Consider the following 14,955-nt stretch of genomic DNA (forward strand, 5'->3'; position numbering starts at 1 on the left):
GCTTCACGTCGTGCTTGTGGGTGGGCTGGGCGGCTTGCTCATTTGGTGTTTTCGTAAGTAAAGAGGGGGAAGAAAGATGAAAACAGGACCAGACACAATCCCACTCGGCTTGGAGACGGCGCGTCTGTATTTACGGGCACCGCTCGCCGATATAGATGCACGTGTCGTCAACGAATCGATTCGGGGCTCGCATGAAGAGTTGAAGCGATGGCTCCCGTTCGCGCAAGACGTACCGACGTTGTCTGAGACGGAAGTGAATTTACAACGGGCGCAAGACTTGTACGGGACAGGCGAAAGTTTTCGGTATCTCATCTTTTTACGGGAGACGGGGACGTTCGTGGGGACGGTCAGCCTGTTCGGGATTGATTGGGACGTCCCGAAAGCAGAAATCGGGTATTGGCTCGATTCGAGACATACCGGTCGTGGCTATATGACGGAAGCGGTCGAGGCGGTCGTCCGTTTCAGTTTCGCCCAGTTCGATTTCAAACGGATCGAGATTCGCTGCGAGTCGACGAACGAAGGCAGTCGCTTGATTCCCGAACGGCTCGGCTTTCAGCTAGAAGGCATGCTCCGGAACGAAGATTTGTCCGCTGACGGGATGCGGCTGACGGACACGGCCGTGTATGGCCTGTTGCCAGGCGAGCTTAGACCGCTAGCGACATGATGCGCTGCGGACCGATGGGGCCGTCGATTCGGCGCTTCGTGTCGATGAAGCCGACCGTTTGATAAAGGGAAAAGGCGGCCTCGTTCTTCAGATTGACCGATAGCACGACCTCGTGTTTATGAGGAAAATGCGCTCGTACATAGTTCGGCAGTTGGCGGAGTGCCGCTTTAGCATGACCGTTCCCTTGCGCCGAATGGGTGATTGAGAACATCGAGAGCAACAATGCGTCGTCTGCCTCCGTATACGAGGCGACCCGTTCCGTATCGTGGAGCAAAAAGAAACCGACGGGCTCCTCGGCCACGATGACGATAGGGTGAATCCCGTCTAAGAGGGGGGAATCGAGGTCGATTGGGAGTGTCGTATATTTTTCTTGATCGAGCGGTAACGTGAATGTGTTCAAGACGGACCAATGGGCCTCTCGAAGTGGTTCGAGTCTCGTCGTCATGATGAATCCTCCTCCATGATTAGCTGTCTCCATCAGTATACCGAATTATAAGTGAAGGGAACGAACACGTGATGCATCCAGTGATTACTTATGTCCAACATCCACCGCTCCAAGATTTGTATCGAGCCTTCATGGACGGTTTTTCCGATTACATGATTCGCTTTGACATGGATGAGGCCCAGTTCGAGGCCGTCTTCCTCGTCCGCGATCAAAACCAGCCGACGCGTTCCGTCGTCGCCTATGCGGACGGTCGGCCCGTTGCTGTCATGTTGAGCGGCGTTGCACACCTCGATACAGGATGGGTCACTCGTTGTGGCGGCTTGGCCGTCGCCCCTGATTACCGACATCTCGGCATCGCGCACGAATTGATGCGACAGTTCGATGAACAGGCGACGGGAACGCGTCTGCTCGAGGTCATCCAAGGGAACAATCCCGCGCTCGCCCTCTATGACCGACTCGGGTACCGTGTCGTCCGAGAGATTATGTACTTTCAATCCGTATTGACTGAGACGAGTGCGACACGGGAACGGTCGTCGATTCTCGAACTGTTCGATACGTATTATCCGGCAGCGGCGCACAAGCCGACTTGGCAAGTTGATGTCCGCACGACACAACAACAGACTGAACTCGTTCGAGTGGCAGAAGGTGAGAAAACCGGGGCACTGCTCTTCCGGGACAATCTGTTGCTAGATGTGTTCGGTCGCGAAGAGGACGCCGAGTGGTTATTGCGTGCGGCCGCAGCCGAAGGACCGATTCGACTGACGTTGACGTCGGATCGCCCGACGTTGACGTCGGATCGCCCGACGTTGCTCTCAGCAGCCCGACAGCTCGGGTTCGTCCAGGACGAGATTGCTCAATTCGAGATGATCAAGCCCGGGACGGAGACGTAATGCGAGTCCTATTGCCTGTCCTCATGATTGGTCTGATTGTCGGGAATTTGTTCACGATTCTTGGCCTGACAACGAATCTGCCATCGGACCTGAATCGACTCTTTTTGTTCGGCGGACCGGCGCTGACCATCCTGGCCGCTGTCAGTATAGTCGTGATCGTCCTACAACGAAGACGATCACGACGGATGAACCTTATGAAATTTGAGTGAAGTTTATGTATGGAGAGTTCACGATTTTGATATGTTCGACATACAAATGAAATGCTTCATATATTGAACTTTTCAGACATGGATGCTATATTCGCACTTGTAGCTTTTTAATCAAGCTAGCGAATCATCCAATCTGGAGGTTTTATCGATATATGTGGAAACAACTACTCGTTACCGTCGGTACAGGCGTCCTGATTCTGTCAGGGACTTCAGCCGTATCCGCGGATCAAATTACCCCGCAAGACCTCGTCAAGACGACGAAATCGCTTCAACAGACCGAACAACGGATTCAAACTTCGAAACAATCGGTTGCCAAAGCCAAACGTCACGTCGAAACGATCGATCAGAGCGCGAAAGCAATCAATCAAAAGATTGAACAGACCAAATCAAAACTCGCGTCATATGAGACAGCATTGAATCCTGAGACAGCTGACAAGTCTCTATTCAAACAAGTGTTGTCGACTGTGCTACCGAGCGCTAAGGCAGAGGCGGCGGAGTCTGAAGAGACGAAGCGTGATTTGCAAGCCAAACAAGCCGAGACAACGCAATCGTTAAAGGCGCTTGAGAGCAAACAGGCGGACGTGGAAGCAGAACGACAACAAGCCCGCTCGGCTCATGTGGCTGCCTATAAACAGTTGAAAGGACAAGCGGCCCAATTGAAAGACTTGAAGCAACAAACGGCCGCGCTTGCGCCTGACAAGTTTATGATGCCAGCGACTGGACGTCTGTCACAAGGCTACGGACCGGCGAGTGGCCAGTTCGGATATACGTTCCATAACGGAATCGATATCGCGGCGAACGTGGGCACACCGATTTACGCAGCGGCGGCTGGAACGGTCACGGACGTCAAATCGGGCGGCCCTTATGGGAAGCACGTCTTCATTGAGCATGAAATCGATGGTCAAAAGTGGACGACGGTTTACGCCCATATGCATAAAATCGAAGTGAAGACAGGCCAGACGTTGCTCCAAGGCGAAGGCATTGGCCAAATCGGCAATACGGGCAACTCGTCAGGTCCGCACCTCCATTTCGAAGTGCATCAAGGAGAATACGCTTATTCATCAAGTTCGGCCGGCAACACGGTCAACCCGATGGATGTCGCCGAAGTGCTCGGTGGCGTGTCGCCCATCAAAGCGACGTATTGACGCAACGATTCGTTGCGTCATTTTTTTGTGTCTCCCTGCTCGTCCTGGGTCGAGCGCAGTTCGATCAATTTCCGGAACGCCTCATCGCGGTCGAACGTGCTGAACCAGCGGAAGTCGTCGTGGTCGAGAATCCGGTAATGTTGACTGACCATATTCTGTTGAATCCGGTATTTCCCTTGATGCTCGATCGTCGTCCACCAGACGTGTCCGCCCAACGTTTTCGTTGCCAGGCTCGGGTCAGTATGGGCGACAAGACGAATGAATTCGATGGGTTGATCCCCAATCAACGAATAGAGATACGGGCTTTGATTGAAGAGGGCGCAGATGGCGACCGTCGTCGTCCAGTTCGCGTTCAGACGTCGCTTCTCGATTTGAATCAATGTTTTTTTCGAGATGCCGACGAGCGTACATAGTTCTTCTTGGGATAATCCTTGCTCGGTACGAATCAATTTGAGTTTGCTTGAAATCAGTTCGGAAAACGTCTCTTTTGTATGCATACCTGCTCCTAAAGTGTATTTTTACACAGTGTATCATGCGGTATAGAAAGATGGAAGATATCGGATGAAGAAGCAGGCTCCCGTGGCAAGCAAAAAGCGAAAGGAGAGGGACTCCTTTCGCTCGGTCACTGACTGATGTTATTCACGTGTCGGGTCATGATTGCCCTCGCTATCAGCAATCGTATCCGAACTCCCGAAATCTTCGACTTGGCTGAACGCATCCGTGCTTTGCCCCGGTTCGTCCGTCCCGTCGAGTTGCTTCCGGGCAGCCGTCTCAGATGGATTGAGCACGTCCTCTTCGACAGGACGTTCGCGGTCGGTCAAGTGCTCGTTCTCTTCTTGCTCGCGCGCGTGCTGGATGCAGAGCGTCGCCTCAGGGATGATTTCAAGACGGTCCAACTCGATGTCTTCGCCGCACACCTCACATTTGCCATACGTCCCATTCTCGATGGCGAGCAACGCCTTATCGACGTCAGTTAAAAATTCTTCATCGAGTTCGGTGAGCGCTTGATCGCGTTCGCGTAAGAAGAGTTCTTCTCCTGAGTCTGCCGGATGGTTATCGTAGTGTGACAGTTCTCCTTCGTCATACACTTCTTCCCGGTTTTCCATATATCCTTCGGTCTTCGCTTTCTCTTTTAATAGACGTTCCTTGAACGTATCAATCTGCTGTTGTGTCAACATGCGGTCCACTCTCCAGTTCTGATTTCATTAATATTAGCATTTCCCATTTTGCGTCGGGACAAACCTTTCGATTGGCGAAGGCGAATTCTAAACGCTTCGGAAAACGGGTATGATGAAAGAGACGGAACGATGATTGTGAAGGAGGGAATGGACCATGAGAAAAGTAGAGGTCGTCCCGTATGATCCGATATGGGAGACGAAATTCAAGGAAGAGGCGGCCAAGCTCGAGCGCTTGTTTGAAGGGGAAGTCGTCGCCATTCATCACATCGGGAGCACGTCGGTGCCGGGACTCGATGCGAAACCGATTATCGACATCATGCCGGTCGTGCAGGACATCGAGCGGATTGACGATTGGATCAGCCATATGGAGGCGCTAGGGTACCGGAGTTTCGGCGAGCATGGGATTCCGAGACGGCGCTTCTTCGCTAAAGGAGAAGACGTGCGGACGATTCATGTCCATATGTTCGAGGAAGGGGATGAAGGCGTGACCCGCCATCTCGCGTTCCGCGATTATTTGATGACGTTCCCGGACGTACGGGACGAGTATGCGTCGCTTAAACAACAATTGGCGAGCCAGCATCCGGAAGATATCGAGAGCTATATCCAAGGAAAACAAGACTGGGTATCCGCGACCGAGCAGGAGGCGACGTTGTGGTATATGTCTCGCCAACAAATTTGAAACGTTTTACCGTTTCATCTCGTACAGAAAACTAATCAGTTGAGGGGGGTCACGAGATGAAACGATTTCTCGGGAAATGTATTGAGTATGCGTTTGTCGCACTCGTGTTTGTCGGCTTGTTTTTAGGATTGCGCTACGGGGTCTCGCAGTACGTGGGGAGCGCTGATGAACTCCGTTACTACGGATTAGTTTTCCTCGGCACCGCCTTTCTCGTCTTCCCGGCGTCGCTGTTTGGAGGCTATTTTTTGGCCCGTCCGATTCAGCACCGTTTGAACGGGAAAGATTCCACTTATGCAGGCCATACGCTTCGCGGAAATGAAAAACCGCACGGGGTCACGGAAGATCGAAATCATCCGTTTGGCGGAGGCAGCTGATGGTCCGCCTGCAGCGGACCGAGAATGCGGCGTTAATCGCGGCATTGAATCAGCCTATCCATGAACATCATCTTCAGTTGGCGCCGGCTTTCTTTGCGGCGTACAATCACGCCTCGATGGAAGCGGCGTTTTTGGAGATGATGGCGCGAGACGATTATCACTTTTTCACGGCAGAGGTCGGCGGGGACGTCATCGGCTACGTCTGTTTTCAGGAGCGGGTAAGTGAGGCGAACGCATTTCGGCAAGCCGTGCGGACACTCTACGTGCATCAAATCAGCGTGAACCCTGAGGCGAAACGACAAGGGTATGGACGCTGGGTCATGGAAGAGGTAGAACGCTACGCCATCGCGCACGGATTTCCATCGATCGAACTGGATTATTGGTCAGTGAACGAAGCGGCGGCAGCGTTTTATAGCCAAATTGGCTTTCAACCGAAGCGACAGTTCGTCATCAAGCATCTCTAAAGTAAAAGAATAGTCTTGGCGTAACATAATGGCGCCACATATGTAATAGAGGAGGATTTGATGGAGACAATCATTTTGATTATCGGGATCGTTGGGACGATTTCGCTCATGCTGTTCATGTCGAATCAATGGATGGGGTATGGCAAAGGTAATATCGTCATGACGCTTGATGAGCACTACACAAATTTGAACGAATATGTGCCGGCGATTTTGACAAAGCTGTATGAAGACGGGAAGTCGGCCCATTATCTTGGCGATCGGAAGTTCGAGGTGGACGGGAAACCGTACGTCCTCTTCGAACGCACCGTCCCAATCGGTCGCGTCCCGACCCAGCAGACCGTGCTCATGCCAGACAAAAAATAAGCCACGCCTTCAGGCGCGGCTTATTTTATTTGACAGCCGGGGGACCGAAGCCACCGGCATGATAATCGCGGAACGCTTGCCGAATCTCCTCTTCCGTATTCATCACGAACGGACCGTGGGCGATATAGTCTTCACGAATCGGCTTGCCTGAATAGATGAGCAGTTTCGCACGTGACGTCGCGTTGAGGCGGACTACGCTCTCACCGTCGCTCGTCTCATCGTACGTGAGCGTCGCCGCGTGCGTCTTCGAAAGCGGTGTCGCTGACGTTCCGAGTTCGAGGGAACCCGCGAGTACGTAGACGAAAGCGTTATGATTCGTCGGGATGATGTGCTCATAGGCGGCTCCACTCTGTAAGCTCACTTCGCTCATCGTGATGGGGACGAGACTGTCCATCGGTCCGGTCACTCCGGCGATGTCGCCCGAATAGACACGCACGTGTCCTCCGTCAATCGGCACGAGCGGTGCCGCTTCGACATATACGTTTTGGTAAGATGTCGTCGTCGTTTTAAGTGCTTTCGGCAAGTTGAGCCATAGTTGAAGCGTATGAATCAAGTCGTCATCGACGGCCTCCTCGGCATGACGTGCCGCCCAGCCCGCATTCATATATTGAACGTCACCCGCATCTAAAATTGAATGTCCGCCATGGTTGTCGATATGTTCCAGTCGTCCATCAATCACGTAGGTGATGGTCTGGAAGCCGCGGTGAGGATGGTCAGAGAACGTTCCCCGTTTGAACCAGTCCTCGGCCATCAAGATGAACGGGTCGAACTCGTCTTTTCGTTCCGGAGGCAAGACCCAACCCTGCTGCACGTGCGGATATCCGTTTTGTTTATAGGCGACTGGCCAATGGCTGGCGACGTCGCGCTCGAATCGTTTCGTCATCACACTCTCTCCTTTGCACCGTTTGCTGTCATTGTCGCATAGCGAGGCAAGGAGGCTTTCCGATTTTGCCTATACAACGTGCAAAGCCAGACCAGTGAGCCGGTCTGGCTTGAAAAGTGTCGTCAGTTGTTTGCTTGTCCGATGGAAAGGTCGCGCCACCGTTCGGCATCGGCGCGGAGCAATTTGAAATGTGAGCCTGTCTTCGTATTTGTCAAAATCACATCGTCTTCCGTGTAACTGACATCGAATGTTTGGGCACAAATGCCCTCGAACACCGTCAAATAAGGGGTCGGCGCCGGGGTTCCGGCCGTCGCCACGGCTTTTGAGCGATCGATGGCTTGAAACACGAACTGGACGGTCTCGGCGTTGGCATGATGCAAGAACGGTGCATCTTTTGATTCTGTGCCGATTAGAGCCAGTTCATGGGCGACGACGTGACGTCGATGCGCGAATTGTTGCCGCATTTTTGTTTTCAAACGATCGCCGTGCAACAACGTCTCTTCTTTATAGGTGATAGAAACGACTTGTTTATAAGGCTTGCCATCACGGATGAAGGAGAAGCTGAACAATGGATAGCGCTCGTTCGGCACGAGCTTGTTCGGAAGCGTGCTCGCCTGCCGCGTCCCAAGCATTCGATCGTAGGTGGCATCCTGTGGTCGCAGGACGTCCTCATATAACGTCTGATCGGATGACAGATGGAGCCCGTACTGTTGCGTGTCTTGAGACACTTCGGTCCCTAAGCCAAGGGACAGGAACGGTTGACGTGACGATTCGTTGATGGGCAACGTGATGGTCTCACGCGATTCGGGTGATTCGAACGTGAATTCGAACGAACCGTTGAACGGCATCGTCACGTGGACGAGCGTTTGTTCGAAACCGTGACGTTTTGGATAAGGTTCATTGCCGACCGGTTTTTTCATCTCTTCGGTGAAATGGACTTGCTCGTGCGGTTGCGCAACGCGAAGGTTGGACATCGCAGAAGATGAGACGGCTTGTTCGCGGTACGGAGTGAGACTATCCGGCAACGCATCGATTTGTTTCATATAGGTGAAGGTGTCAGCTTGGCATTGGACGTAGGTTTGATTTTCCACTTCAAAAAATGTGGCGGTCGGAAAGACTTCGGTCGAGGCCGTCGTCGTAAGCGGTTGGCTCAATTTGACCGTGCTAATCAAGAGACGCTCTCCGTCAGGCACGCGGGTGATGGCGTCCTCCGGATAACAGGCATCAAGGACGTTCGTCCGGTCGGACTCGGTCATCTCGATTTGTTGACCAGAAGGCAGAGAGGCGCGACCTTGATAGTACTCTGGAGCCGTATGTAAACGAAATGCATGTTCTTCTTCGCATCCGAACAGGACGAACAACATGGCGAGCGTACAAAGAATCAGGTACTTTTTCACAGGGTGCACTCCTTTAATGATTAACTTTCATCATTTTAGCACCATTTTTTTGTGACTTTAGTCTTAGGAAAATTAATGCGATTTTTTTTAAAAAAATCAAAAAACCCGCTCAACTTGAACTGAACGGGCTTGTTTTACACTTATGGATATGAAATGGAATTTCTCCATTTGACACGTGTCGATTTTTGACGAATGAACATTGTAATGACGATGTTCTTAAAAATGACGAAAATCGTCAGAAATAATTAAATGGTATTAAAAGGCTTTTATTTGTTTATTTTTAACTTCAATCCACGTCACGGCCACGGGCCGCCTTCAAAATTTCGAACCATTCTGCTCGCGTCAGGTCAATCTGAAGCGCATCGACGGCGGTCCGAACTCGTTCAATTTTCCCAGATCCGACGATCGGCATGATCTTGGCCGGGTGCTTTAAGAGCCACGCGTAGACGACGGCGTCGATGCCGCCAGCTTGATGCCGATCGCTGATTTCCTCCAATTTTTCACGAAGCGGTGCGTAAGCGGCCTCGGTGAACAGTTGTCCGCCGGCGAGAGGGCTCCACGCCATGAGCGGCATCCGCTTCTCGTGGCATAGGTCGACAGAACCATCTTCGAAGTGTTTCAGTTGCATCGGTGAAAGTTCGAGCTGATTCGTCACGAGTTGGAACGGTAAGCGTGACTGGAGCAACTGTTGGGTTGCCGGTACGTGGTTCGAGACACCGAACGTCCGGACTTTTCCACTGCGTTGTAACGTAATGAATGCCTCAGCGACTTCGTCCGGGTCCATGAGCGGATCGGGACGATGGATCAACAGCGTGTCAATCTGGTCAATGGCGAGCTCTTTGAGTGAACGCTCGGCTTGACGGATGATATGCTCTTTCGTCGTATCATAATGGTTGATTGTTTGGCCTGGGTTGAAAGAACCTGTCAGTTTAATGCCAGTCTTCGTCACGATCTCGATTTGATCGCGAAGTGAAGGATTGAGGCGAAGTGCTTCTCCGAATAGTCCTTCACATGTATAGCCACCGTATATATCGGCGTGGTCGAACGTCGTGATTCCAAGTTCGATACATTGCTCGATGAACGTGAGACGTTCCTGCGGGCTCATATCCCATTCAGCGAGACGCCACATGCCGTGGATGATCCGTGAGAATGATAAGTCTTCTGTCAGTTCGATACGTTGCATGATTGATTCCTCCTCATTTTCTGTCGCTTTCATTATAGAGATAGTCGGGGGATGCGTCACTTATTGGGCGTGTCGGACGGACGCGGACCGAGTCAAATGAAAGTGATTTCAGTTATGATAGGAAAGAGATGAACCGAAAAAGAGGAGTGCTCTATGAATCATTATGAACAATATGCGGGCGTCACGTTTGAGCGACATGGGCAAGACACGCGTGTGACCGCCTATCATCCCGACCTCGAACTGCACGGCATCGGGCGAAGTGCTGCCGTGTTCCGCATCAAAGCTACCCGACTCGTCATTAAAGTGTTTTTCCCTGGCTATACGCACATCGCGGCCGAGGAAGCCGTGATCTATCGGACGCTCGAAGGGTTGCCACAATTCCCGGGTCTGTACGAAGCGGGTCCGAACTATATCGTCATCGACTATATCGAAGGGAAGACACTGTTTGAATGTTTGATTGAAGGCATTTGGATCGACCCCGCGTACATCAAGCAAGTCGATGAGGCGCTCATAGCGGCCCGGCGACTCGGGTTGACCCCGTCCGATGTCCATTTGCGCAACCTCATCCTCACGCCGGACGGCCGACTCTATTTGATTGACTTGGCGCGATTCCGACAAGGGCAACAAGTCGATCACCAATGGGAAGATTTGAAGCGGATGTATCGGCTCTATCGCCTCCGTTTCATGCCGAAGCGGTATTCGGAGCGCTGGTTGAACGGTGTCGCCTACCTATATCGTACATTCGTGAACGACCCGAGACGTTAGTCGACGGTCGTTTTTCTTTTGAAGATTAGGGAACAACAGTAACGTATTGTCGTTGTGTAGTCATTCAAAAGGAGGACGAATACATGGCTCATCGAATTTATGCGAACGAACTGGAAACGTTGCACGATTGCGTGGAGACATGCAATTACTGTCTTGAATCTTGTCTCGAGGAACATGACGTGAAGATGATGGTCGACTGTATCCGACTCGATCGTGAGTGCGCTGCAATCTGTTCATTCCTCGCCGAGGCGATGACACGGGATTCGGCGTTCGTACCGGAACTGGCCCGGGCTTGTGCGGTCGTCTGTAAGGCGTGTGCCCAAGAGTGTGAGAAACATAAGCACGAACATTGTCAGGAATGTGCGCGCGTCTGTTTCGAGTGCGCATCGATGTGTGACCGTTTGGCAGCCTAAGGTAAAAAAGTCAGTCGAAACGGCTGACTTTTTTTGTGGCAGCAAATCGTTACGTGTATTTTGAAATCGAGATAAGTATAATAAAGAAAACTTATAGAAAGTATGGTGTCCTCATGATTCGCAACTGCCGTCGAGACGACCTTCAAGCCGTTTTACATATTTACAATGACGCAATCGTCAACAGTACAGCTGTTTACCATTACGAGCCGGTGACGCTTCAAAATCGTGTCGCTTGGTACGAAGACAAAAAAGCGTCCGGGCTCCCGATCATCGTGTGGGAGGAAGGCGATGTCGTCATGGGATTTGCCACGTTCGGCCCGTTCCGTCCATGGCCGGCCTATCAGTATACGGTCGAGCACTCGGTGTACGTGCATCCCGGCTATCGGGGGAAAGGGATTGGGAATAAATTGCTCCGTGAAATCATCCGCATCGGTGAAGAACGGGAAGTGAAGACGATGATTGGTGGTATCGATGCCGCCAATATCGCGAGCGTCAAAGCCCATGAAAAATTAGGGTTCGTCCATTCAGGCACGATTAAAAAAGCCGGATACAAGTTTGGCAAATGGCTGGACTTATCGTTTTATCAGCTTGATTTGAAAGGCCCCGAGACTCCGCAAGAAGGCTGACCGCTAGCTGTCGAACTTCTAAAATTGCGGTATACTGGGAACAGTGTATCGAATGGAGGAATCAGTATGACAGAACTACCGAATTGCCCAAAATGTCAGTCGACTTATGTGTATGAGGACGGGAGCTTGCTCGTCTGTCCGGAATGCGCCTACGAGTGGTCGCCGAGCGAGGTAGCCGAAGCGGAAGCAGACGCGCAAATCAAAGACGCGAACGGAAATGTGCTCCAAGACGGAGACACAGTCACGGTCATCAAAGATTTGAAGGTGAAAGGGACGTCGCTCGTCGTCAAACAAGGCACGAAAGTGAAAGGGATCCGTCTCGTCGACGGGGACCATGACATCGACTGCAAGATTGACGGCTTCGGTGCGATGAAGCTCAAATCGGAGTTCGTAAAAAAAATCTAAAAAAAGCGTGTTGATCCGTTCGCGGATCAACACGCTTTTTGCTGTTTATGAAAAGAATGGTTTGTATTCCCGGCGTTCGTGCATGACGGATACCCATTGGAGCGTCGTGAACTCCTCGAGCACCCATTCGCCGTTGAAACGGCCAAGACCAGAATCTTTCTCACCACCGAACGGCAAGTGCGGCTCATCATTCACCGACTGGTCGTTGACGTGAATCATCCCCGTCTCGACTTGGCGGGCGAACTCGGTCGCACGATAGATTGAACCGTGGACGGCACCGCTCAGTCCGTACGGGAGCTCGTTCGAGAGTTTCAGCGCCTCGGCGTCATCTTTGAACGACAGAATGACGGCGACCGGTCCGAAAATCTCATTTTTCGCGAGTGGCATGTCATTTGTGACACCGCTCACGACGGTCGGCTCGAGCACGTTCCCGTCAGCGTTACCGCCGACTTGGAGCGTCGCACCGGCGTCGACCGTCTGCTTGATTTGATCGAGGATACGGTCGACTTGATCGTGATCGATGAGCGGCCCGACTTGTGTATCCGATTCGTTCGGATTGCCGAACTTCAAGGCGCGAACCCGCTCCACAAATTTTTCAAGGAACGCATCGTGAATCGACTCGGCGACGAGAATTCGGTTCGTCGACATACAAATTTGCCCTTGATGATAGAACTTCGAGTAGACGGCCGATTCGACGGCACGGTCGATGTCGGCGTCGTCTAACACGACGAAGACGTTATTCCCGCCGAGTTCGAGCGCTGTTTTCTTCAACAGGCGTCCGGCCTTTTCGGCGATACCTTTGCCGACCTCGGTCGAACCAGTGAACGAAATAAGTTTTGGCACCGGGTGCTCGACGATCGCGTCCCCAATCTCCGAACCGCGACCGACGACGACGTTCAAGACGCCTTTCGGAAGGCCCGCTTCTTCAAATAACGAAGCGAACAGGAGACCGCCTGTGACCGGTGTCGCCGTCGCCGGTTTGACGACGACGGTATTGCCCGTCGCGAGCGCGGAGACGATGGAGCGGACCGCGAGGTGGAACGGGAAGTTCCATGGGCTGATGACGCCGATGACGCCAAGCGGTTTCCGATACACCCGGTTCTCTTTGTTCGGGACGATTGACGGCTTGATGAGGCCGTCCATGCGGAACGGGAACGTCGCCGCTTCCTTGATGATCGCCATCGATGCTAAAAATTCACCTTCTGCTTTAATGCGCGTGCTTCCCGACTCTTTGACGAGCCACTCGATGATGTCTTCTTTATGTTGTAACGTCACTTCGGCGAACTTCTCAATCAAGGCGCGTCGGTTTTGCGGGAGCATCGTCGCCCATTCGGCTTGTGCTCCTTTGGCGACATCGTACGCTTTATCGAGATCAGATTCGTCGGCCGACCGGATGGAGAATAACGTTTCGTCCGTGAACGGATTGGTGTTATCAATCGATTTGTCGCTCGATCCCTCGACCCACTGGCCATCAATGTACATCTTCGTAAAATCAGTATGCATGTTCAAAACACTCCTTTATGTTTTTGCTTCACCTTAAGAAGTATTCACCTGATTTGAAAAATTAAACCTATCGATGCGCAACTAGCTTGTTTTACAAAGTAGTTGCAATTGGTAGTACCTTCCATTACTATTATGTATAACAAGTTAGTTTAATGAAAGTGAGGTCACGCCATGGCGATGAGTCAAATGTTGAAAGGCTTGCTCGAAGGGTGCCTGTTGGCCATCATCGATAAAGGAGAGACGTACGGCTATGAGATGTCGGAGAAGTTGCAGGCGTACGGATTCACGATGGTGAGCGAGGGCAGTATTTATCCGGTGTTGTTGCGGATGAAGAAAGACGGCTGGGTCGAGACGATTCAAAAAACACTGCCGTCCGGAGGACCGAAGCGAAAGTATTACATCTTGACGGAGGCGGGGCAGCAAGAATTGCTGGCCTTCAAACAACGTTGGGCGGAAGTGTCAAGCGGCGTCGACCGCGTACTCGGAGAGGGGAATGAAGATGGGACTTTCAAAAAAGAGTCGTGATTTTTTGGATGATTTAGCGGTATATCTCATGTCGAGCGGGAAATCGGAAGGGGAAGTGCAAGACGTTGTCGCCGAGCTGAAAGACCACCTCGAGGAGGCGGAACGCGCAGGCAAAAGCGTGGACGATGTCGTCGGCCAGAGCCCGAAAGCCTACATGCAGCATCTTGGGCGTGAGATGGCGTTCGATGGAAAAGGGTTTTTCAAAATCATCGCGATGATCATTCCGAACGTGTTCGCCTACATCATCATCGCCAACTTCATTCAAGGCGAGATGACATTCTCGACGGTCCAGTTGATTGGGTTCCCGCTCGTCGCTGTCCTGTTCTTACTCGCCGCTTCACAAGCGTTCCGCAACATGTCGGTCCGCTCGAAAGAAAGTAAATTCAAAAACGGGATGATATACATTGCGCTCGCCGCGATGCCGATGACGTTATTCCTCGGGCTGATGGTGCTCGACATCTTCGTCGAGACCCCAACGATCGTGTTCGGCCCAACCGGTCAACTCGTGTTGCTCGGCCTTGCCGTCGTCACGTTGCTCATCGTCTCGGTTTGGACGAAAACATGGATCAATCTGATCATCCCGATTCTCTTGTTTGGACCGCAATATGCGTTCGCCCAAACAAGCTTGCCGCTCGAACAACAATTGATTTACTCGATGCTGATTTTGTTCGTTGGGATGGGGATTTTCTTGTTCGTGTGGTGGAAAAAGAACCAAAAGGGGCAAGTTTGATGCGGGGACGCTTCGGATTATTTCTCTTCTTGAGCCTACCTTTGGGCTATCTCATGGCCGCAGCCGACGATCAATGAGACAGGTTGTCCGAAAAAGCACTCACGTCTGCTTAGA

The 14,955-nt window shown here is 51.9% G+C and carries 21 protein-coding genes; 14 read left to right on the plus strand and 7 right to left on the minus strand.

The window, feature by feature from the left end:
• Positions 1-76: 76 nt before the first annotated feature.
• Positions 77-664, plus strand: coding sequence for a GNAT family N-acetyltransferase (locus KNP81_RS05200; protein ID WP_214718935.1), 588 nt, complete (start codon positions 77-79; stop codon positions 662-664).
• Here KNP81_RS05200 and KNP81_RS05205 read toward each other — a convergent pair.
• Positions 645-1,109: a GNAT family N-acetyltransferase gene (locus tag KNP81_RS05205; RefSeq protein ID WP_214718939.1), complete on the minus strand. Its 465-nt coding sequence runs from the start codon at positions 1,107-1,109 to the stop codon at positions 645-647. The genes KNP81_RS05200 and KNP81_RS05205 overlap by 20 nt on opposite strands.
• Before the next feature lie 71 nt (positions 1,110-1,180).
• On the opposite strand from KNP81_RS05205, the gene KNP81_RS05210 reads away from it, so the two are divergent.
• The 3 genes from KNP81_RS05210 (at position 1,181) to KNP81_RS05220 (ending at position 3,353) form a co-directional block, all read left to right on the plus strand.
• Positions 1,181-1,999: a GNAT family N-acetyltransferase gene (locus KNP81_RS05210; RefSeq protein WP_214718943.1), complete on the plus strand. Its 819-nt coding sequence runs from the start codon at positions 1,181-1,183 to the stop codon at positions 1,997-1,999.
• Positions 1,999-2,208, plus strand: coding sequence for a hypothetical protein (locus KNP81_RS05215; RefSeq protein ID WP_214718945.1), 210 nt, complete (start codon positions 1,999-2,001; stop codon positions 2,206-2,208). Before KNP81_RS05210 ends, KNP81_RS05215 begins: the two co-directional genes overlap by 1 nt.
• Positions 2,209-2,360: 152 nt before the next feature.
• Positions 2,361-3,353 carry a M23 family metallopeptidase gene (locus KNP81_RS05220; RefSeq protein WP_214718947.1) on the plus strand — a complete coding sequence of 331 codons (993 nt, stop codon included), beginning with the start codon at positions 2,361-2,363 and terminating at the stop codon, positions 3,351-3,353.
• Between the two features lie 17 nt (positions 3,354-3,370).
• On the opposite strand, the gene KNP81_RS05225 is transcribed toward KNP81_RS05220, so the two are convergent.
• Both KNP81_RS05225 and KNP81_RS05230 read right to left on the minus strand, forming a co-directional pair.
• Positions 3,371-3,850, minus strand: a complete 480-nt coding sequence (locus tag KNP81_RS05225) for a helix-turn-helix transcriptional regulator (RefSeq protein WP_214718950.1) — start codon at positions 3,848-3,850, stop codon at positions 3,371-3,373.
• Positions 3,851-3,988: 138 nt separating this feature from the next.
• Entirely contained in the window at positions 3,989-4,531 is a 543-nt protein-coding gene (locus tag KNP81_RS05230) for a TraR/DksA C4-type zinc finger protein (protein ID WP_214718953.1), read from the minus strand.
• Positions 4,532-4,685: 154 nt separating this feature from the next.
• Between KNP81_RS05230 and KNP81_RS05235 the strand changes: the two genes are divergently transcribed.
• The 4 genes from KNP81_RS05235 to KNP81_RS05250 are packed head-to-tail and all read left to right on the plus strand — an operon-like array spanning position 4,686 to position 6,411.
• On the plus strand, positions 4,686-5,210 hold the full coding sequence (locus tag KNP81_RS05235; protein ID WP_214718955.1) for a GrpB family protein: 525 nt from the start codon (positions 4,686-4,688) through the stop codon (positions 5,208-5,210).
• A gap of 56 nt (positions 5,211-5,266) precedes the next feature.
• Positions 5,267-5,584: a hypothetical protein gene (locus KNP81_RS05240; RefSeq protein WP_214718957.1), complete on the plus strand. Its 318-nt coding sequence runs from the start codon at positions 5,267-5,269 to the stop codon at positions 5,582-5,584.
• On the plus strand, positions 5,584-6,048 hold the full coding sequence (locus KNP81_RS05245) for a GNAT family N-acetyltransferase (RefSeq protein WP_214718959.1): 465 nt from the start codon (positions 5,584-5,586) through the stop codon (positions 6,046-6,048). The genes KNP81_RS05240 and KNP81_RS05245 overlap by 1 nt, the downstream gene beginning before the upstream one ends.
• A 60-nt stretch (positions 6,049-6,108) precedes the next feature.
• A complete protein-coding gene (locus KNP81_RS05250; RefSeq protein ID WP_214718961.1) occupies positions 6,109-6,411 on the plus strand; it encodes a hypothetical protein in 303 nt (100 codons plus the stop codon).
• 25 nt (positions 6,412-6,436) lie between these two features.
• Here KNP81_RS05250 and KNP81_RS05255 read toward each other — a convergent pair whose 3' ends face one another.
• The 3 genes from KNP81_RS05255 to KNP81_RS05265 form a co-directional block, all read right to left on the minus strand.
• Entirely contained in the window at positions 6,437-7,294 is an 858-nt protein-coding gene (locus tag KNP81_RS05255; protein ID WP_214718965.1) for a pirin family protein, read from the minus strand.
• Between the two features lie 122 nt (positions 7,295-7,416).
• Positions 7,417-8,691, minus strand: coding sequence for a hypothetical protein (locus KNP81_RS05260; RefSeq protein ID WP_286038450.1), 1,275 nt, complete (start codon positions 8,689-8,691; stop codon positions 7,417-7,419).
• Positions 8,692-8,977: 286 nt separating this feature from the next.
• The gene (locus tag KNP81_RS05265; RefSeq protein ID WP_214718967.1) at positions 8,978-9,874 is read right to left on the minus strand and encodes an aldo/keto reductase; all 897 of its coding nucleotides are present in this window, start codon (positions 9,872-9,874) and stop codon (positions 8,978-8,980) included.
• Positions 9,875-10,027: 153 nt separating this feature from the next.
• Here KNP81_RS05265 and KNP81_RS05270 point away from each other — a divergent pair, with 153 nt between their 5' ends.
• From KNP81_RS05270 to KNP81_RS05285, 4 genes are all read left to right on the plus strand, one after another.
• On the plus strand, positions 10,028-10,639 hold the full coding sequence (locus KNP81_RS05270; RefSeq protein ID WP_214718969.1) for a protein kinase family protein: 612 nt from the start codon (positions 10,028-10,030) through the stop codon (positions 10,637-10,639).
• An 83-nt stretch (positions 10,640-10,722) separates the two neighbouring features.
• Entirely contained in the window at positions 10,723-11,052 is a 330-nt protein-coding gene (locus tag KNP81_RS05275; protein WP_034779654.1) for a four-helix bundle copper-binding protein, read from the plus strand.
• Positions 11,053-11,165: 113 nt separating this feature from the next.
• The gene (locus tag KNP81_RS05280; RefSeq protein ID WP_034779652.1) at positions 11,166-11,678 is read left to right on the plus strand and encodes a GNAT family N-acetyltransferase; all 513 of its coding nucleotides are present in this window, start codon (positions 11,166-11,168) and stop codon (positions 11,676-11,678) included.
• A 66-nt stretch (positions 11,679-11,744) separates the two neighbouring features.
• Positions 11,745-12,083, plus strand: coding sequence for a zinc ribbon domain-containing protein YjdM (locus tag KNP81_RS05285; protein WP_214718970.1), 339 nt, complete (start codon positions 11,745-11,747; stop codon positions 12,081-12,083).
• 45 nt (positions 12,084-12,128) lie between these two features.
• Here the strand turns inward: KNP81_RS05285 and KNP81_RS05290 are convergent, their stop codons facing one another.
• Positions 12,129-13,586, minus strand: a complete 1,458-nt coding sequence (locus KNP81_RS05290) for an aldehyde dehydrogenase family protein (RefSeq protein WP_021065911.1) — start codon at positions 13,584-13,586, stop codon at positions 12,129-12,131.
• Positions 13,587-13,757: 171 nt separating this feature from the next.
• On the opposite strand from KNP81_RS05290, the gene KNP81_RS05295 reads away from it, so the two are divergent.
• Positions 13,758-14,111 (plus strand): PadR family transcriptional regulator, encoded by a 354-nt coding sequence (locus tag KNP81_RS05295; protein ID WP_029594492.1) that lies wholly within the window; start codon positions 13,758-13,760, stop codon positions 14,109-14,111.
• Positions 14,086-14,841 carry an HAAS domain-containing protein gene (locus tag KNP81_RS05300; RefSeq protein WP_214718972.1) on the plus strand — a complete coding sequence of 252 codons (756 nt, stop codon included), beginning with the start codon at positions 14,086-14,088 and terminating at the stop codon, positions 14,839-14,841. Before KNP81_RS05295 ends, KNP81_RS05300 begins: the two co-directional genes overlap by 26 nt.
• Positions 14,842-14,955 lie beyond the last annotated feature (114 nt).

It is taken from the genome of Exiguobacterium sp. s149, assembly GCF_018618395.1.
Lineage (GTDB): Bacteria > Bacillota > Bacilli > Exiguobacteriales > Exiguobacteriaceae > Exiguobacterium > Exiguobacterium chiriqhucha.